Origin of the sequence: Paracoccus sp. TD-10, assembly GCF_048270675.1 — a bacterium.
Classification (GTDB): Bacteria; Pseudomonadota; Alphaproteobacteria; order Rhodobacterales; family Rhodobacteraceae; genus Paracoccus; species Paracoccus pantotrophus.
On record NZ_CP182420.1, the window covers coordinates 268,738 to 286,663 of the forward strand.

The window sequence follows — 17,926 nt, forward strand, 5'->3', positions numbered from 1 at the left end:
GAGGTACCATCACGATATGCTTGTGTAAACATATCGAATCGCGTCAAGATGCCGCGTGACGTGATTGCCAAGTTGTTATTCTGGGAGTTGTGGGGCGTATCAGATACTGCCGCTCCCATGGACATTCTCTTCCGTGCCGGTGCTCCAGCACCCGCTACCTTGGCGCGCCGACACCACTTGGGAACGTCCGGTCTATCTCCTACCTCTCGTCTGCAGCACCACCTGTAACGCAGCTTTCAGTGCCTATCCGCCTCGCACGGTATGATGCCTTTGGCTGATATGCGTCAGCATCGGCTGTTCCGACATCCGCTCGAGTCGGGTGCTGTTGGATACGATCGGTCGTTTCCGAAGGTCTGCCTCCCCTACCGATGCGCGTGTGCGCGATCCCAGTCCTCGCGCTTGGGCAGTTGCTCGAAGGTGTGCTCGGGCGGCGGCGAGGGCAGGGTCCATTCCAGCGTGTCGGCATGCTCGTTCCAGTAGTTCGGCACGTTCACGCGCTTGCCGGCGAAGAGCGTGTAGAACACGATGCCGATGAAGAACAGGAAGGACGCGAAGGAGATATAGGCGCCGATCGACGAGATGTTGTTCCAATAGGCGAACTCGACCGGATAGTCGATATAGCGCCGCGGCATGCCCTGGCGGCCCAGGAAGTGCTGCGGGAAGAAGATCAGGTTCGAACCGATGAACATCATCCAGAAATGCAGCTTGCCGGCCCATTCCGGGTATTGCCGCCCCGACATCTTGCCGATCCAGTAATAGACCCCGGCAAAGATCGCGAAGACCGCGCCAAGGCTCATCACATAATGGAAATGCGCCACGATATAGTAGGTGTCGTGATAAACGCGGTCCAAGGGCGCCTGAGCGATGACGACCCCGGTCACGCCGCCGACGGTGAACAGGAACAGGAAGCCGAAGGCCCAGAGCATCGGCGTCCTGAATTCGATCGAGCCGCCCCACATGGTGGCGATCCACGAAAAGACCTTGATGCCGGTGGGCACGGCGATGGTCATGGTCGCCATCTGGAAATAGGTCTGCTGGGTCAGGGACATGCCGGCGGTATACATGTGATGCGCCCAGACCACGAAGCCCAGGATGCCGATCGCCGCCATGGCCAGCACCATCGGCAGATAACCGAAGATCGGCTTCCTGGCGAAGGTCGAGACCACATGGCTGATGATGCCGAAGCCGGGCAGGATCAGCATGTAGACCTCGGGATGGCCGAAGAACCACAGGATATGCTGGTAAAGCACCGGGTCGCCACCGCCGGCCGGGTCGAAGAACTGGGTGCTGAAATTGCGGTCCATCAGCAGCATGGTGATCCCCCCGGCCAGCACCGGCAGCGACAAGAGGATCATCCAGGCGGTGATGAAGACCGCCCAGGCAAACAGCGGCACCTTGAACAGCGTCATCCCCAGTGCGCGCATGTTCAGGAAGGTGGTGATGATGTTGATCGCACCCAGGATCGAACTGGCGCCCGAGACATGGACGGAAAAGATCGCCAGGTCCATCGCATAGCCGGCCTCGGTCGTGGAGAGCGGCGGATAGAGCACCCAGCCCACGCCCGCGCCGGGCTGGTCGTTGCCGCCCGGCGACAGCAGCGAGGCGATGGCAAGAGAGACCCCGCAGACATAGAGCCAATACGACAGGTTGTTCAGCCGCGGGAAGGCCATGTCCGGGGCGCCGATGTGCAGCGGCATGAAATAATTGCCGAACCCCCCGAACAGTGCCGGAATGACGACGAAGAACATCATCAGGATGCCGTGATAGGTCACGACGACATTCCACAGATGGCCGTTGGGCGTGCATTCCGCCGAGGCGTCCGCGACCAGCCGCATCCCCTCCAGGCACATGTATTGCACGCCGGGATGCTGCAACTCCATCCGCATGTAGACGGTGAAGGTGACGGCGATCAGCCCGGCCGTCCCGGCGGTGAACAGGTAAAGGATGCCGATGTCCTTGTGGTTCGTCGACATGAACCAGCGGGTGAAGAAGCCCCGCTTCTCTTCGATGCTGTCGCTGATCTGGGCTGACATGGTCCTGTCCTTTATCTGTGCAGGCTCCGGTTTGCGGATACGCCGATGGTCGGGCGCGGCGGCAAGCCGACCTGGCCGGCCCTGCGGTTATCGGCAAGGCGAAGGGTGGCATCGAGCCTTGCGGTGATCCGCCGGGCTGCCGCCGCGCCCTTCATACAGGCCTCGACCCGTTGCCATGATTCCCAAGGGGCGGCAGCAGGGCATGGGCAGGCTTCACGCGCCATCGATCTGGTCCAGAACCGCAAGCACCTTGTTGGCATGGGCATAGGCGGCCCCGGCGCGCATCTCGGCCGCGACCCAGATCGCCTCCATGATCTGCTCGTTGGTGGCACCCTCGCGGCGGGCGCCCTTGACATGGCCCTCGATGCACCAGGGGCATTGCGTGACATGGGCCACGGCGACCGCGATCAGCTGCTTGGTGCGCTTGTCCAGCGCACCGTCGGCGAAGACCGCCTTCGACAGCGCCAAAAAGGCATCGTCGGTCCCCGGCGCCAGCGCGTGACGTTTCGCGCCAAGCGCGGCGCTGGCCCTGGGCATGGAGATGTCGGCCATGATCGTCCTTCCTTCAGGTTCATTCGCGCCAATAGTCGTTGGCCGCGGCGATGGTCGCGAACCAGGCCGCCGCCACGGCCGAGACGTCGATCAGGCTGGCCGCATCCTCGGCATAGCGTGACCGCTGCGCCTTCAGCATCGCGACATCGGGCTGGGTCGTCTTGACCGCCCGCCGCGCCATGACGATGGCCAGATCGAAGCCCTGCTGCGGCGTATCGACCTGCAGGGTCGGCAGCCACGTCTCTGCCACCGCTGCGCCCGTGGCAGACTGGCCGGTCTGGGCAAGGCTGGCAGGCGGCAGCAGCGCCAGCGAGGCGGCAAGGATGCAACTGGATCGGAACATGGAACCTCCTCCTCGATTGGATCACATGGGGCGGGCTTCGGGGCATTGGATGCGAGGCCGGCGGCAAGCGTCGCGGGATCGCATGAATAGCGGCCCAGCTTCCAGCAGCGGGCCTCATGTGGCCTTTTCAAAGCGCGGGAACAGCACGTTGTTTTCCAGATGGATATGCTCCATCAGGTCGGCCCGCAGCTGCGCGGTTCCGGCGTAAAGCGCCTGCCAGGTCCGGCAGGCGCCCTCGGGCAGGGTATGGTCCTGCGTCAGCCGCGCCAGCTCTGCCAGGAAGGCGCCGTGATCGTCGTGATCGTGCCGCATCTCGGCGATGGGGGCGGCGATCCGGTCCGCCGCCTGCCGGCGCATGGCCGGGAACAGGATCAGCTCTTCCTTCTTCATGTGCACCTCCAGTTCGCCCCATATCCGCTGCAGCAGGTCGGCCAGGCCGCCGGGCACCTCTGGATGGCCGGCATGGACCGCCTCGACCTTGCGCGAAAGCGCGATCAGCTCGGGGATCTGCCGGCGATGCGCCTGGTGATAGCGGGTCTGGATATGGTCGATCAGCGCCCCGGTCTCGCGTGGCGCATCGGGGATCGCCAGCGGGTCGAGGTCGCCCAGGACCGCCTCGAGCGCGCCAAGGTCCAGCTGGCGCCGATTGGCCGCCTCGGCCAGCGGCACCTCGCCGTGGCAGCAGAAGTCGATGCCGAAGCGGCGGAACACGCCGGACGCGCCGGGAAGCCGCGCGGCGATCTCGCCGACCGTCCGGTCGTGCAATGGGAATGTGGTCTGGGGCATGGCTGTCTCCATGAGCGGGGGGGTCTGACGGCGAGTCGGGCGCCGCGGGGCAGGAGGATGCGCGAAGCCCATATTCGGTACTTGCAATGCCGAATATCCGCCCACATAATCGGTATTGTCAATACCAATTCAGGAGAGCCGATGCGTCTTGCGACTTTTACCGACTACGGATTGCGGGTGCTGATGCGGCTGGCGGGGGCGCCGGAAAAGCCGATCTCGACCGGGCAGATCGCCAGGGAGTTCGCCATCTCGCAGCATCACCTGGCCAAGGTGGTCAGCGACCTGGGGCTTGGCGGCTTCGTGCGGTCCGAGCGCGGCAGGTCCGGCGGGCTGCGGCTGATGCGCCCGGCGCATGAGATCACGCTGGGGCAGGTGGTGCGCCATCTGGAGCGCAAGTTCGCCATCGTGGAATGTTTCCGCGCCGACGGCGGCGCATGCGTCCTGCGGCCGCGCTGCCGCCTGCGGCCGCAGCTTTCCGCGGCGCGCGAGGCCTTCATGGCCGAGCTGGACCGCACGACGCTGGAGGATTGCGCCTGGCCCGGAGCGGGTCCGGGAGGGCGCGTGGTGGCGGCCGAGTGAGGCCGGGAAAGAGAGGCGGCGATGCCTGGGATCGACTTGCAGCAGGACGGCGCCCGGATCGACGCGGCCGTCCTGGCCAGGGCGTTCGGGATCAGCGCCGACGATTTGCGGCAGGGCATGCGCGACGGCACGATCACCAGCCGGTTCGAGCGCGGCGCGGGCAAGGATGCCGGCACGGTCCGGCTGATCTTCTTTTCGTCCAGCCGCCGCATCCGGATCACGGCGGACGCAAGCGGCAGGATCCTGAGCTGCGGCGCGCTGGATTTCGCCCGATCGCCCGGCCCCGAAAGCCCAGGCGCGGAGGCCGGCGGGGATCACGAGGCACCAGAGAGCGGGCGGGATCCGGGACAGACAGCCCATATCGAGACGCTTCTCGACCTGGCGCTGCAAGGAACCTTCCCTGCCAGCGATCCCATCGCGATCAGCATCGACGCGCCGCGCCGGACATCCCGCCCACAAGGAAAGGCGCCATGATCGTCGGTCGCTCGGACGAGTTGCTGCGCCTGAAGCGGCCACAGCGCTTTCCTGGCCCGCGCCGAGGGTGCTGCGCGGATCGCAACGCTGCGCAGCCATCGCCTCGATCCCGACGGCATGGCCGGCCTGCGGCGGGATACGTTCCGCGACGATCTGGACGATTGCGGGCCGATACCGCTCGACGCGCTGATCTGGATAAAGAACAGGATCGACCCGACGCTCACTTTCGTCGTTCGCGCCGCAAAGGCGTATGCGGGTCATGCGTCATGACGATCGATGCCACGAACTGGACCGCTTGCACCTGGGCGATAGCCGATCGGGCCAAACCTGCGACGATCTTTCCGCTGGCCAACCTGCCAGCGATCAAGGAACTGGTGCCCGACCAGACCCATCTGCTCGCCCAATACGAAATGATCGAGCCTTGGCTGAACCCCGGCCGCGCCATCGCCGAGATCAAGAAGAAAATGATCGAGCGGCAAGGCTGACACGAAGGAAGCGCCATGTCTCACCGCCGTCCAAAATCACCCAACATGCAGAACTACCGGCCACAGCTGACCTCCGTCCTGTCGTTCGGGAACCGGCTTTCGGGCGTGGCGCAGAGCCTCGGCGCCCTCGGCCTCGCAGCCTGGCTGATGGCCGGCGCCTCGGGCCAGGATGCGTTCGGAAGCGCGCAGGCGCTGCTGCTGTCCGTGCCTGGGCGTATTGCGCTTTTTCTTGTAACGCTGGCGCTGTTTTACCACCTTTGCAACGGCGTCCGGCATCTGGTCTGGGACAGTGGCCGGGGCTTCGAATTGCGCGCGATCTATGCCGGCGGATGGACGGTGGTGGGGACAAGCCTGATCCTGACGCTGGCGTTGTGGACATGGGGGCTGGCATGACGATCCGCCATATCCCGCCATTTGCACGGGCACGCGGCCTTGGAGCAGCGGGGCATGGCACGGGTCATTGGTGGGCACAGCGGGTCTCGGCCGCGGGTCTGGTGCCGCTGGTCCTGTGGTTCGCCCTGGCGTTGGCCGGCGGCGCGGCCGCGGATCACGCGAAGCTGGTGGCCTGGTTGGCGGCACCGCTCAATTCCGGGCGCATGATCCTGCTGTTGATGGCCGGCTTTCATCATGCGGCGCTGGGGCTCCAGGTTCTGGCCGAGGACTACATTCATTCCGGCGCGCGGTTCGTCGCCGTGGCGGCGATCCAGCTGGCCTGCTTTGCAGGTGCCGTGTTCGGCATCGCTTCGGTGCTGCGCGTCGCGCTGATGCCATAGGAAGGAGTTCACGTGCTTATCCAGAAATTTCTGCCCACCGCGCGCCGGCACCTGCAATCGATCGATGTGAGCGCGGCGCTTCTGCAAGCGGCAAGGCGGCTTGGCGAAGGCTGCGATATGCTGCTGGTCTGCGATGCTGCCGGCCGACTGGCAGGCGTCCTGACCAAGACCGACGTGGTGCGCCAGACAGGTCGCTGTGCCGGCGCCAGCTGCACCGCACCTGTCATCGAGGCGATGACGCGCGACGTCACCACCGTGACCCCGGACGGTTGGTTGCAGGATGCCTGGGACATGATGAAGGCCCGCGGCTTCAAGAACATTCCGATCGTCGATGCAAACCGCCACCCGCTCGGCGTGCTGAATGCGCGCGATGTTCTTCAGACGCTGCTGCAGGAAGTGCGGGAGGAGGAAAACCTGCTGCATGATTATGTCATGAATATCGGCTACCGCTGAGCGGGCGCAAGGGAACGCCCATGTCTCTTGCATCAGCATGGGCCCTTCGCCGGCAATGGCGCAATGCACCCCTGCCTGGGATATGGTCAGGCGATGTTCCTTCCACACGCGCTGCCCGCGAATAACGCGGCTGACAGGACACCGCCTGGAAACACCGAGAACCGTGATCCGCCCTTGCCTCGATCGGCCTGTTCCCTTGCATCAGTCGTCCGGCGATGATCGCCCGCAAACCGGCACCGGAGCAGTAATCAGCGCAGGCAGGGGCTGCAGCACCGGCATGATCGAGTCTTCCCCAGCGCCCTGACGCGGCGACCTCCGGCTCCTGACGACGCATCATTGCATGATCGGGGGGTGTTGGAATCACGCCCGACCCGACCAGATCTTCGCCGCCTGCTGCGCCTCCCACATCGCGAGATAGCGGCCCGGCTGTGCGAGCAGCGCGGAATGCGTGCCAAGCTGGACGATGCGCCCGTCATCCACGACGGCGATCTGATCCGCGCCTGCGATGGTCGACAGCCGATGGGCGATCACGATGACCGTGCGGTCGCGCACGACGGCATCGATGGCGCGCTGAACGGCACGTTCGCTTTCGGTATCCAGCGCCGCGGTCGGCTCGTCCAGGATCAGGATCGGCGCGTCCTTCAAAAGCGCGCGCGCGATCGAGATGCGCTGACGCTCCCCGCCTGACAGGCGGCTGCCGATCTCGCCCAGGGGCGTGTCCCAGCCCAGCGGAAGTCGCTCGATGAAATCGAGGCATTGCGCGGCACGGGCAGCCTCGCGGACCTCGGCCTCGGTCGCATCCGGGCGGGCCATGCGGATATTGGCCATGACGGTGTCGTTGAACAGATGCACGTCTTGGAACACCACGGACAGCATCCCGCGCAGGGTGCTCTCGGGGATCTGGCGCAGATCCGCCCCGCCGATCAGGATGCGGCCCTTCTGGGGATCGGCATGGCGCAGGATCAGTCGCGCCAGCGTGGTCTTGCCCGATCCCGAGGGACCGACGAGTGCGGTCAGGCTGCCCTCGGGGATCGTCAGATCGACATCGCGCAGGGCCGGGGCATCGGCCCCTGCATAGGCAAAGCTGGCAGCTTCGAATCTGATGCCGCAGTGTGCCGGCGTTCGCGCGGGCAATGCCTGATCCAGGGGGGCAATGGCAAGCAGCGCCTTGATCCGGTCCAGGGCTGCCTCGACCAGTTCCAGGATCGCGGTATAGAGGATGAAGGTCGCCAGCGGCTCGGACAGCCGCACCACGATCACCAGAAGCGCGGCGAAAAGCGCGAGATCCATCGTCCCCGCGACCACGTAGGCCACGCCGAGCCCAAGCATCAGGACCAGCCCGACCTCGACGACGGTCGAGACGATGAGATTCGGCTTTTCTCCCTTGCGATGCCCGTAGATCTGGATCTCCTCGAGCTTGCGGAATGTCCGTTCAAGCCTGCCGGCGCGCGCTCCGGCCTGCAACGCGGCGCGCAACACGGGCAAGCCCTGCGTGTATTCCAGCACATCCGCATTCGCCTGCTGGTGGGCGGCGCCCAGAATGCGCTTGCCGCGTCCGATCGCGGGCCGGCGCCAGCGATACAAAGGCAGGATGGCGGGAAACACGACCAGGATCAGCAGCCCCGCCCGCCAGTCCAACGCCAACAGCGCCAGCCCCGTCACCAGCGGCGTGACGACCGAGATGAAGATCAGGTTGAGAATGGTCAGCGTGGTCAGAAGGTTTTCATCGACGTTGTTGATGACCACCGAGTTCAGCTCGCCGGTGCGGTGGCCGTGCAGCGTCTCCAGCGGCATGCGCCGCATCTGCTCGCCCAACCGCAGCCGGACACGATGCGTGGCCGCGGCCATGCGGCCGTTGAAGTCGAAGCCCTGCGCCCACCACCTTGTCGCCGTCGCCGCGATCATGAGGATCGTGCAGATCCCCAGCCAGCGCAGTGCACCCGGCCAGTCCCTGCCGTCGAAGGCGGCGACAATGACCGGCGCGATGGCCGCCAGCGCCAGCCCCTGCAGCGCTGCGGCAAGCAAGAGGCCGAGAATGGCCGCCCGCAAGCGCGGGGCGTCCTCGCCCACGCTGTCCTGCAACTGGCGCCAAGTCTCGCGGATCGCGGTTGGGCCGGGGCGGCCGGCCGGGATGGTGCGCCCGGTCATTCGGCGGCTCCCTTCCTCATGTGTCCCAGGGTCCATGCCTGCGCCTCGGCATGGCTGGCCCAAAGCCGTGCATAGCGCCCCGGCTGCGCCAGCAGGTCGTGGTGGCGACCCGTCTGGACAAGCCGGCCCGCATCGAAGACCAGGATCTGGTCGGCATGGACGATGCTTTGCAGGCGGTGGGTGACCGTGATCACCGTCTTGCCACGGGTGAGTTCGCCAAGCGCACGGATCAGCGCGGCCTCGTTTTCCGGATCTGCAAAGGCCGTCGCTTCGTCCAGAACGAGGACGGGCCGGTTCTGCAGAATCGCACGTGCGATGGTGATGCGCTGTCGCTGGCCGCCCGACAGCAGCGCGCCCCGCTCGGCGGCCGGCGTGTCGTAACCTTGGGGCAGTGCCGCGATGAAATCATGCGCCTGCGCGGCGCGGGCCGCGGCGATCACCTCTTCATCGGTCGCATCGGGACGACCGAGCCTGATATTCTCGGCGATGCTGTCGGAAAACAGGAAGGTATCCTGAAAGACGAAGGCCACCTGCCGCATGAGGTCGTCGGCGCCCATGTCGCGAATATCGACCCCGCCGATCAGGATGCGGCCGCCGGTCACGTCCCAGAACCGCGGGATCAGCCGCGCAACGGTGCTTTTGCCCGCGCCGGACGGTCCGACCAGCGCCGTCACGCTGCCGGGTGCGGCAACGAAACTGACATGGCGCAGCACCTCGGTCTCGTCGGGGCCATAGCGAAAGCTCACGTCGTCGAAGACCACGCTGGAATCCGCCGGCCGGCGCAAGTGGCCCTGCGCCGGGACCGGCAGCAGCGGCGCGGCCAGCACGTCATGGATGCGCGCGATCGACAGCCGCACCTTGTCGATCATGTGGCGCAGCATCATCATAGGCATGACCGACTCGGCCATCCCGGTGCATAGCAGAAGAATTGCCAGCCACCGCACCGCGTCGAGGTCGCCCTCCCGGACCCGCCAGAGCCCCAGCCACAGCACGACGGCCAGCGTCGGAAGCGGGCTGAGGATTGCCCAGGTCATGCGGACCGAACGGCCGGAAGCGCGATACCACCGCGCCAGCACCGCCAGATAGGCGTCAAGCGCCTGCTGATACCGGCCAAAGCTGGAGTGGCCGGTGTCGAAATTGCGGACCACCGGCATCGCCTGGACAAACTCGACCACCGCCGCGCTGACCTTCTCGCGCGCTTCGTTGTAAAGCCGCGCCATGTTGCGTCGGCGCTTCTGCGCGCCACGCATCGACAGGATGCCCAGGCCCAGAACCGCCAGCACCGCGAGCGCCATCCGCCAGTCGAGCCAGAACAGGATCGCCGCCGTGGCCAGCGGCGTGACATAGGCGCGGGCATAAAGCGGCGTGCTGTCAGCGACGAAGACGTGCAAAGCCTTGACGTCGTCATGGACTACCTTGGTCAGCCCGCCGGCACCCTGGGCCTGGATATAGCCCAGGGGAACCTCCGCCATCCGCTCGGCCAGACGGCTTCGCAGGATACGCTCCAGCCGGAAGGCGGCATAGTGGGATTGGTTGAACGCACCCAGCCGGGTCAGATAGCTGGCGACCGTCCCCACCAAAGCACCCAGCATCCAGACCCACGGCACCTGGCCCGGATGATCGCGCAGCGCCAGCACCGTCATCGCCAGGCAGATCATCGTAGCGAGGACCGCCAGCCCCGAGACCGCGCCCAACCCCATGGCAAGGCGGATCTGGCGACCTACGGGTTCCATGATGGCCCAGGCCCGGTCGTCGTCATCCCCGCGCTCTGGCCTTGCGGCATGGCTGGCAGCTCTCATGCGCCCTGCTCCCTTGGCATGCAGAGGGGCCGGATGAGGGCTATCCCGGCCCTTGGGGCAGACAGGTCAGAGCCCGTCGCCGGATCGCTTCCGCGGACCCGACGGTTGACCGTCCTGCGATATCGGGGGGCGTTCGTCGACAAGGTTGTGGGCACAGCCATGGACTCCATCCTGTTCGATGCCGTTCAGGTCAGGCGGGCGTCGGGGCCGTCCGTCCGAGCGAACGGTCAACCCGATCGCAGGTCGTGATCTAGGGCCGCCGCGCCTGGATCAGGCGCCACCAGCCCTCGATGCTGGGCTCCTGAAGCAGTTCCCGCGCGCTGACCGTGATGCCCGCCTGCTTCAGCTCGGCGACCAGCTTCAGCACCGACAGCGAATCCAGCCCCAGGAACAGCAGGTTTTCATCGGAACCAATCTCCGCCTCGTCGGGGACAAGCGCCTGCACACGTGTTTCCAGCCATGCCCGGCCGAGCGTTTCGATAGATCCGATGTCGTTCATTTCGATCCCGTCCTGTGCTGCGCGGCCAAGCCTTTCCTTGACACCGCCATTAGTTGAGTATTTTTATCAACCACTATCGCCAGACGCAAGGGGATGAACATGGACCTGACCGCCATGCAGGCAGCCTATTGGACCGGGCGCGATTGGAAGGGGCCGGGCGGCGGCGTATCCGCGCATCTGCATACCGAATTCCAGCCGCAAGGGCTGGAGCCGCAGCGGCTGGACCGCGCGGTGCGCGGGCTGTTCCGCCGGCACCCCATGCTGCGGCTGCGGGTCACGGCCGCAGGCCAGCAGGTGATCCAGCCGCTGGACGACCGCCACGCCCTGCGGGTCGAGGATCTGCGGGCGCTGGCGCCGGATGAGGCGCAGGCGCGGCTGGCCGCGACGCGGCGGCGGATGACGCATCAGCGGCTGGACATCGCCTCGGGCGAGGCGGCGGAATTCCTGCTGAGCCTGCTGCCGGGCGGCGAGCAGCGGCTGCATGTCGACCTGGACATGATCGCGGCCGACCCGTCCTGCTTCGGGCTGGTCATGGACGACCTGGCCCGGCTTTACGAGGATCCGGCCGGGCTTGGCGCGGTCGAGGAACCCGAAGGCTGCTATTTCGACTATCTGGGCCGGCTGCCCCCCGACCCGGCGGCCGAGGCGGCGGATCGGGACTGGTGGCGGGCACGGCTGCGCGACATGCCGCCGGCGCCCTCGCTGCCGCTGCGCGACGGGGCGGCCGCGCCGGAAAGCGCCCGGATCTCGGCCCTGCTGCCGCCGGCGCAGGCCGCGGCGCTGCGGGGGCTTGCGCGTGAATTGCGGGGCACGCAGACCGCGCTTTACCTGGCGGTCTTTGCCGCCGTGCTGGCGCGGGCGACGGGCGACCGGGCCTTTCGCCTGACGCTGCCGGGCTTCTTCCGCGCCCCGGTGATGCGCGGCGCCTCGCGGCTGGTCGGGGATTTCACCAATATCCTGCCACTCGGCCTGCGGGTCGGGCCCGAGGCCACGCTGGCCGGACTGGCGCGCGAGGCGGGGCGCGAGATCGCCGAGGCGCTGTCGCATCAGGCCTGCCCCGGCGTCGCCGTGCTGCGCGAGATGTCACGCGGCGGCCAGGACATGGAATCCGCGCCGGTGGTCTTTACCAGCGGGCTCGACCTGGACGGGGCGCAGCGCCAACTGCTGAGCCCTCGCGTCGGCCGGCTGTTCGGGCGACTGGTCTGGAGCGTCTCGCAGGCGCCGCAGGTTGCGCTGGACGTGCAGGTCGCATCGCTGGCCGAGGGCGTGCTGCTGAACTGGGACCTGCGGCTTGACGCGCTGCCCGGCGACTGGGTCCGCACCGCTTTCGATGCCTGCCACGCGGCGCTGTGCCGGCTGGCCGATGCGCCCGATCTGGCGGCGGCGCCGCTGTCGGACTGGCTGCCGGCACCGATGCGGATGCGGCGGCTGGGCGAGCTGCAAAAGGCCTATCTGCTGGGCCGCGAGGCCGAGCTGCCGCTGGGCCGCACCGCCATGCAGGAATATCGCTGCTATCGCGGCCCGCTGGATGCCGAAGCCCCGGCGCTTCGGGCCAAGGCGCTGATCGAGCGGCACGAGGCGCTGCGCTGCCGGCTCGACCCGGAGCATTCCGCGCTGCGCGTGCTGGACGAAGCCGAGCCGCCGCTGGAACGGATCGACCTTTCGGGACTGGCCGTCGATGAGGCCGAGGCGCAGCTCTCTGCCCTGCAGGACGAATTCGCCCGCGCACCGCTGCCGCTGGACGGGTTGCTGTGGCGGCTGGTGCTGGTGCAATTGCCCCGGCCCCGGGAACAGGCTTTGCTGGTCAAGATGGACGCGCTGGCGCTGGACGGCGCCGGGATCGCGCAGGTGATCGCCGAACTGCTGGCGCCCGGGTTGCCGCCGGCCTCCGCCCTGCCCGAGCCGCCGCCCGAACAATCCGACCGCGCCGCCGATGCCGACTGGTGGCGCGCGCGCCTGACCGGGGTCGAGGGGCCGCCGCGCCTGCCCTGGCGGCAACCGTCGGAGGGCATCGGCCGCCCGCGCTGGCGCCGCGACAGCCGCCGCATCCCGCGCGATCAGCTGGCGCGCCTGGCCCGGCTGGCGGCGGCGCGGAAACTGACCCGCAACAGCATCGCCATGGCCGTGGTGCTGGAGGTGCTGGCGCGCTGGACCCCGGACCTGGCGCCCTGTGTCGCGGTGCCGGTGGCGCCGCCGCCGGGCGGGGCGCTGGCCAACCGCTCGTCCTTCATCGCCGTCGACTATCGCGCCGACCGGGGCAGCTTCCTGGACCATGCCCGCCGGCTGCAGGAGGACCTGCTGGAGGGCATGGCGCATCCCGGTCTGTCGGGGGTCGGCCTCAGCCGGCTGCTGCTGGCGCAGAACGGCGGCCGGATCGCGCTGCCGGTGGTGCTGACCAACGGCATGGGCTGGGACCGGGTGCCCGCCGATGCCGGGCTGCGGCTGGTGGACGGGCTGGTGCAGACCCCGCAGGTCGCGCTGGACCTGCGGCTGGCGCTGGATGCGGATGGCGCGCTGCTGCTGCAAGCCGATCACGTCGAGCAGGCGCTGGAGCCTGCGGTCGTCGGCGCGTTGCTGGACGCCGCCGCCCGCGCCTTCGCCGCGCTGGCCGGACGGGACGAGCTGACCCTGGCCGGCGCCGATTTCCTGCCGCCGCCGCCCGCGGCCCCCGCCGGGGCGGAACATGCCGGCCCCGGCCATCTGGAGCGCATCGCGGCGCAGCTGTTCGACGGCGATCCCGACCGCACGGCGCTGATCTGCGACACCCGCAGCACCAGCTACGGCGCGCTTGGCCTGCGGGTGCGGCGCGTGATGGCCGGGCTGGCCGCGCGCGGGCTCGCACCGGGCGACGTGGTCGCGATCTGCTTGCCGCGCGGACCCGAGCATCTGGTGCTGACGCTGGCCTGCGCCTTCTCGGGGCTGGTCTGGGTGCCCATCGACGCCGCCGCGCCGCCCGAGCGGCGCGACTACCTGCTGCGCAATTCCGCGCCGCGGCTGGTCGTGGCCGCAACCGACCTGCCCGGCTGGCCGCTGGCCTCGCCCCGCACCCTCGAAGCGCATGACCCGGCCCCGATCCCGCAGGGGCTGGCCGCGCTGTCCCGCTCCGAGGCGGCCGCCTATTACCTTTACACCTCGGGCACCACCGGGCGGCCGAAATGCGTGGTGCTGAACAACCGCGCCACCGCGAATGTCATCGGCCATACGCTGGATGCCTGGGGGATCGGGGCCGAGGACGCGGTGATCTCGGTCACGCCGCTGCATCACGACATGTCGGTCTTCGACCTGTTCGGCACCCTGGCCGCCGGCGCGCGGCTGGTCATGCCCGCGCCGGCCGAGGAAAAGGACGCCCTTGCCTGGAACCGTCTGGTGCGCGACCACGGCGTGACCGTCTGGTGCTCGGTCCCCGCCATCGTCGAGATGCTGCTGGCCTGCGCGCCGGATGACGGGCTGACCTCGCTGCGGCTGGTGGCACAGGGCGGCGACTACATCAAGCCGGCGGTGATCGACCGGCTGCGCCGGCTGCGGCCCGATGCGGCGCTGTGGTCGCTGGGCGGCCCGACCGAGACCACGATCTGGAGCATCTGGCACCGGATCGGCCCCGAGGACGACCGCATCATCCCCTATGGCCGCGCCCTGCCCGGCAACCGCTACCTGCTGCTGAACCCGCAGGGCGAACCCTGCCCCGAGGGCGTGGCCGGCCGCATCCACACCACGGGCGTGAACCTGGCGCTCGGCTATCTGCGCGACGGCGCGCTGGAACAGACCGACTTCACCGAGGTCGAGGGCATCCGCGCCTTTCGCAGCGGCGACCTGGGTCGGCTGCGCGGCGACGGCACCATCCTGTTCGACAGCCGGGTGAACGGCTATGTCAAGGTGCGCGGCGTGCGCATCTCGCTGGCCGACGTCGAGGCGGAGCTGGCCGCCCATCCCGCCGTCGCGCAGGCCCTGGTCGTAGACATTCCCGACGCGCGGGGCGAGACGGTGCTGGCCGCGCTGGTCGCCGGCCGCGACCTGCCCGAACCGGCCGCGCTGCGCGCCTTCCTGCGCGAGCGGCTGCCGCAATCGCACCTTCCCGACCGCATCCTTGCAATCCCGGCGCTGCCGCTGTCGGCCAACGGCAAGCCCGACCGCCGCCGCGCGCGCCAGATCGCGGGCCAGCCCGGCCCCGGGCCGACCGCACCGCCAGAAGCGCCAGGTGCCGAGCCGGCGGACGCGCTGACGGGCCTGATCCTCGCCGCCTTCCGCGAGGCGCTCGGCGCGCCCGGAATGGGGCCCGAGGACGATTTCTTCGACCATGGCGGGCATTCGCTGGTCGCGACCCGGATCATCGGCAGGCTGCAGGCCGAGCATGGCATCGCCCTGCGCTTCACCGACATCTTCCGCCATCCGACCGCCCTCGCGCTGGCCGGGATCGCCACCCGCAGCGCGCCGGCCGCACCGATGCCCGCAGCCGGGGACGACGCGGCCGGGCCCCAGGCGGCGCCCCTGTCGCTGGCCCAGCAATCGCTGTGGAAGGCCTATGCCGCCTTCGGCCATGGCGGCATCTTCAATCTGCCCTTTGCCCTGCGTTTCCCGACCCCGGTGGACGAAGCGGTCTTCGGGCTGGCCTTCGGCGACCTGATCTGCCGCCATCCCGTGCTGCGCAGCCATTTCCGCGAGGAAAACGGCCAGCCGCTGCAAGAAGTGGTCCCGGTCGAGCGGCTGGGCAATTATCGCTGGTTCTGGACCAGCGCCGAGGCGGGCGAGGCAAACCGCCGGACCGAGGCCGGCCATGTCTTCGACCTTGCCCGCGAATTGCCGCTGCGGCTGCGCTTCTTCCGCGAGGGGGACGAGCAGGTGCTGTCCATGCTGTTCCACCATATCGTGCTGGACGAATGGTCGCTGAACCTGCTGATGGACCAGCTTGGCCACGCCTATCGCCAGCGCGCGGCGGGGCTGGCGCCGGATTGGCCCGACCAGCCGCCGGGCTTCCACCGCTTCGCCGCCGCGCAAAGGGCGGCGGATACGGACCGCGTGCATCTGGACTACTGGCTGGATCACCTGCGCGGCGCGCCGCGTGCCCGCCCGATCCTCGGCGCTGCGCCGGGCGGACAGGACCCGCAGGGCGGCTGGACCCGGATCGACCTGCCGGCCGAGGTCGCACGCGGGCTTTACGCCACGGCGCGGCGCAACGCGGCCTCGCTTTTCGCGACGGCCTATGCGGCGATCGGCGCGGCGCTGGGGCGGCTAGGCGGCATCGGCGACCTGGTGATCGGCACCTCGGCCTCGGGGCGCAACGATCCGGCCTGGTTCGACACGGTGGGCTATTTCACCACCATGACCGCGCATCGGCTGGCGCTGGGGGCGCAGGACACGCCCGCCGCCCTGATCGCGCAGGTGCGCGACCGAATCGCCCGCTCGCTGCCGCATTCCGAGGTCCCGCTGGACCTGGTGGGCGAGGCGCTGACCGGCAATCCCGTCACCCGGCTGGACGAGATGTTCGAGGTCTTCATCCAGATCCACGCCCGGAACCGGATGAACGGCGCCATCGCGCTGATGGACGGCAGCCGCGTCGAATACCGGCAGATCGACCCGGACAAGGCGGAATCGCTGCTGGGCCTGCAATTCGAGATCGTCGAGGACGTGGCGGACGAGACCGCCGGCCTGCGCATCATGCTGAGCCATCGCGCCGACCGCTACGGCCCCGCCGAAATCCGCCGGATCACCCAAGCGGTCGAGGCGATGCTGGCCCGCTTTGCACAGCCGCAGGACGATCAGCCGCTGGACGCCGGCGAAGCAAGCCCCAGATGCGCGGCCAGCGTCTCTCCGGCATAGGCGTGGCGAAAGCGCCGCGCCTCGGCCAGCGCCGGGACCAGTTCGGACAGCAGCAGGTCCAGCGATTCCCCGCTGCCGCCCGACAGGGCGATGAAGCCGTCCATGGCCCCGGCATCCGACCAGGCGGCGATCTCGGCCAGGGCCTCGGCCGGGGTGCCGACGAAGGTCCAGTGCCCGGAATTGGCCACCTCGGGGCGCAGCAGCAGGTCGCGCAGGGGCGGACTTTCCTGCCGGATCAGCCGCTGCAGCAGCCCCGAATGGGTGCGGCTGCGCAGCGCCGCGTCCCCGGCCGGCAGGTCCGCGTGGGTCAGGGGGCGGTCCTCGGGCCAGTCGCCCAGGTCGCGGCCGACCAGCGCCCCCAGCTTGGCCCGCAGCGCGGCAGGATCGCGGCGGGCCTGCGCCTCGCGGAACATCTCCTGCGCCTCGCTCCGGCTGGGCGCCAGATAGGCGTGAAAGCCCGGCAGCAGCCGCGGCGCGTCGTCGCGGCCGGCGGCGCGGGCCCGGCGCTGCAGGTCCGACCGCAGCTCTTGCCCCGCGGCAGGGTCGGGGACCGAGGCGAAGATCGCATCGGCGACCGAGGCGGCGAAGCCGCGGCCCTCGGCCGAGGCGCCGGCCTGGAACAGCGCGACGCGCGCGGGATGGCGCGGCACGTTCAGCGGCCCCTCGACCTGATAGAAGGCGCCGCAATGGTCGATGGCCGCCAGCCCTTCGGCACCGTGGCTGTCCCAAAGGCGGCGCACGACATCGGTGAACTCGGCCGCGCGGGCGTAACGCTCGGCCGCCGAGGGCATGGCGGCAAGGCCGAAATTCCGCTCTCCATCCAGCGCGATGACGATGTTCCAGCCCGCCCGGCCGTTGCTGAGCCAGTTCAGCGTCTGCAATTGCCGCGCGGCGACATAGGGCGGGTTGAAACTGGTCGAGACCGTCGTGACCAGCCCGATCCGCCGCGTCGCCCCAGCCACGGCGGTCAGCACCAGCGTCGGGTCCAGCATCGCCCGCGCGATGCGCGGCCCCGCCCCCTTCGGGTCGATGTAAAGGCTGTCTGGCTTGAAGACGAAATCCAGATGCGCGGCCTCGGCCCGGACCGCCAGCGCGCAATCCAGCGCCAGCGCCTGGTCCGGGGCCGGCGGCGGCCCCCAGGTCCGGGCAAGGGCCAGACCGATATGCAGCATCCGCGCCATCGCATGC

Annotated in this window: 15 protein-coding genes; 7 read left to right on the forward strand and 8 right to left on the reverse strand. The window is 68.7% G+C overall.

What is annotated here, in order from left to right; genetic code table 11:
• Window positions 1-362 precede the first annotated feature (362 nt).
• From ACNKFW_RS20070 to ric, 4 genes are all read right to left on the reverse strand, one after another.
• Window positions 363-2,033: a cytochrome c oxidase subunit I gene (locus ACNKFW_RS20070; protein WP_074990930.1), complete on the reverse strand. Its 1,671-nt coding sequence runs from the start codon at window positions 2,031-2,033 to the stop codon at window positions 363-365.
• A gap of 213 nt (window positions 2,034-2,246) precedes the next feature.
• A complete protein-coding gene (locus ACNKFW_RS20075; RefSeq protein ID WP_287883373.1) occupies window positions 2,247-2,585 on the reverse strand; it encodes a carboxymuconolactone decarboxylase family protein in 339 nt (112 codons plus the stop codon).
• Window positions 2,586-2,604: 19 nt separating this feature from the next.
• On the reverse strand, window positions 2,605-2,928 hold the full coding sequence (locus tag ACNKFW_RS20080) for a hexameric tyrosine-coordinated heme protein (protein ID WP_287883374.1): 324 nt from the start codon (window positions 2,926-2,928) through the stop codon (window positions 2,605-2,607).
• A gap of 114 nt (window positions 2,929-3,042) precedes the next feature.
• Window positions 3,043-3,714 (reverse strand): iron-sulfur cluster repair di-iron protein, encoded by a 672-nt coding sequence (gene ric / locus ACNKFW_RS20085; RefSeq protein ID WP_074990928.1) that lies wholly within the window; start codon window positions 3,712-3,714, stop codon window positions 3,043-3,045.
• Between the two features lie 141 nt (window positions 3,715-3,855).
• Between ric and ACNKFW_RS20090 the strand changes: the two genes are divergently transcribed.
• The 6 genes from ACNKFW_RS20090 to ACNKFW_RS20115 are packed head-to-tail and all read left to right on the forward strand — an operon-like array spanning window position 3,856 to window position 6,478.
• Complete coding sequence (locus ACNKFW_RS20090) at window positions 3,856-4,293, forward strand: RrF2 family transcriptional regulator (RefSeq protein ID WP_036761398.1); 438 nt, start codon at window positions 3,856-3,858, stop codon at window positions 4,291-4,293.
• A gap of 21 nt (window positions 4,294-4,314) precedes the next feature.
• Window positions 4,315-4,767, forward strand: coding sequence for a DUF6522 family protein (locus ACNKFW_RS20095; protein ID WP_231000299.1), 453 nt, complete (start codon window positions 4,315-4,317; stop codon window positions 4,765-4,767).
• On the forward strand, window positions 4,764-5,252 hold the full coding sequence (locus tag ACNKFW_RS20100) for a 2Fe-2S iron-sulfur cluster-binding protein (RefSeq protein WP_083413874.1): 489 nt from the start codon (window positions 4,764-4,766) through the stop codon (window positions 5,250-5,252). Before ACNKFW_RS20095 ends, ACNKFW_RS20100 begins: the two co-directional genes overlap by 4 nt.
• A 15-nt stretch (window positions 5,253-5,267) precedes the next feature.
• The gene (sdhC, locus tag ACNKFW_RS20105) at window positions 5,268-5,645 is read left to right on the forward strand and encodes a succinate dehydrogenase, cytochrome b556 subunit (RefSeq protein WP_074990921.1); all 378 of its coding nucleotides are present in this window, start codon (window positions 5,268-5,270) and stop codon (window positions 5,643-5,645) included.
• On the forward strand, window positions 5,642-6,025 hold the full coding sequence (gene sdhD, locus ACNKFW_RS20110; protein WP_418025772.1) for a succinate dehydrogenase, hydrophobic membrane anchor protein: 384 nt from the start codon (window positions 5,642-5,644) through the stop codon (window positions 6,023-6,025). Before sdhC ends, sdhD begins: the two co-directional genes overlap by 4 nt.
• Window positions 6,026-6,037: 12 nt before the next feature.
• Window positions 6,038-6,478: a cyclic nucleotide-binding/CBS domain-containing protein gene (locus ACNKFW_RS20115; protein ID WP_083413870.1), complete on the forward strand. Its 441-nt coding sequence runs from the start codon at window positions 6,038-6,040 to the stop codon at window positions 6,476-6,478.
• A gap of 360 nt (window positions 6,479-6,838) precedes the next feature.
• On the opposite strand, the gene ACNKFW_RS20120 is transcribed toward ACNKFW_RS20115, so the two are convergent.
• From ACNKFW_RS20120 to ACNKFW_RS20130, 3 genes are all read right to left on the reverse strand, one after another.
• Window positions 6,839-8,626 (reverse strand): ABC transporter ATP-binding protein, encoded by a 1,788-nt coding sequence (locus ACNKFW_RS20120; protein ID WP_104494130.1) that lies wholly within the window; start codon window positions 8,624-8,626, stop codon window positions 6,839-6,841.
• A complete protein-coding gene (locus tag ACNKFW_RS20125) occupies window positions 8,623-10,425 on the reverse strand; it encodes an ABC transporter ATP-binding protein (protein WP_104494131.1) in 1,803 nt (600 codons plus the stop codon). The genes ACNKFW_RS20120 and ACNKFW_RS20125 overlap by 4 nt, the downstream gene beginning before the upstream one ends.
• A 250-nt stretch (window positions 10,426-10,675) precedes the next feature.
• Complete coding sequence (locus ACNKFW_RS20130; RefSeq protein WP_036697886.1) at window positions 10,676-10,924, reverse strand: phosphopantetheine-binding protein; 249 nt, start codon at window positions 10,922-10,924, stop codon at window positions 10,676-10,678.
• A gap of 99 nt (window positions 10,925-11,023) precedes the next feature.
• Between ACNKFW_RS20130 and ACNKFW_RS20135 the strand changes: the two genes are divergently transcribed.
• Complete coding sequence (locus ACNKFW_RS20135; protein ID WP_418025776.1) at window positions 11,024-16,738, forward strand: amino acid adenylation domain-containing protein; 5,715 nt, start codon at window positions 11,024-11,026, stop codon at window positions 16,736-16,738.
• On the opposite strand, the gene ACNKFW_RS20140 is transcribed toward ACNKFW_RS20135, so the two are convergent.
• Complete coding sequence (locus ACNKFW_RS20140) at window positions 16,678-17,919, reverse strand: LLM class flavin-dependent oxidoreductase (protein WP_104494133.1); 1,242 nt, start codon at window positions 17,917-17,919, stop codon at window positions 16,678-16,680. The genes ACNKFW_RS20135 and ACNKFW_RS20140 overlap by 61 nt on opposite strands.
• Window positions 17,920-17,926 lie beyond the last annotated feature (7 nt).

Bases quoted from the DNA above. Each gene is read 5' to 3' on its own strand.
- ACNKFW_RS20070 (WP_074990930.1), bottom strand. From the start codon at position 2,033: ATGTCAGCCCAGATCAGCGACAGCATCGAAGAGAAGCGGGGCTTCTTC.
- ACNKFW_RS20075 (WP_287883373.1), bottom strand. From the start codon at position 2,585: ATGGCCGACATCTCCATGCCCAGGGCCAGCGCCGCGCTTGGCGCGAAA.
- ACNKFW_RS20080 (WP_287883374.1), bottom strand. From the start codon at position 2,928: ATGTTCCGATCCAGTTGCATCCTTGCCGCCTCGCTGGCGCTGCTGCCG.
- ric (WP_074990928.1), bottom strand. From the start codon at position 3,714: ATGCCCCAGACCACATTCCCATTGCACGACCGGACGGTCGGCGAGATC.
- ACNKFW_RS20090 (WP_036761398.1), top strand. From the start codon at position 3,856: ATGCGTCTTGCGACTTTTACCGACTACGGATTGCGGGTGCTGATGCGG.
- ACNKFW_RS20095 (WP_231000299.1), top strand. From the start codon at position 4,315: ATGCCTGGGATCGACTTGCAGCAGGACGGCGCCCGGATCGACGCGGCC.
- ACNKFW_RS20100 (WP_083413874.1), top strand. From the start codon at position 4,764: ATGATCGTCGGTCGCTCGGACGAGTTGCTGCGCCTGAAGCGGCCACAG.
- sdhC (WP_074990921.1), top strand. From the start codon at position 5,268: ATGTCTCACCGCCGTCCAAAATCACCCAACATGCAGAACTACCGGCCA.
- sdhD (WP_418025772.1), top strand. From the start codon at position 5,642: ATGACGATCCGCCATATCCCGCCATTTGCACGGGCACGCGGCCTTGGA.
- ACNKFW_RS20120 (WP_104494130.1), bottom strand. From the start codon at position 8,626: ATGACCGGGCGCACCATCCCGGCCGGCCGCCCCGGCCCAACCGCGATC.
- ACNKFW_RS20125 (WP_104494131.1), bottom strand. From the start codon at position 10,425: ATGAGAGCTGCCAGCCATGCCGCAAGGCCAGAGCGCGGGGATGACGAC.
- ACNKFW_RS20130 (WP_036697886.1), bottom strand. From the start codon at position 10,924: ATGAACGACATCGGATCTATCGAAACGCTCGGCCGGGCATGGCTGGAA.
- ACNKFW_RS20135 (WP_418025776.1), top strand. From the start codon at position 11,024: ATGGACCTGACCGCCATGCAGGCAGCCTATTGGACCGGGCGCGATTGG.
- ACNKFW_RS20140 (WP_104494133.1), bottom strand. From the start codon at position 17,919: ATGGCGCGGATGCTGCATATCGGTCTGGCCCTTGCCCGGACCTGGGGG.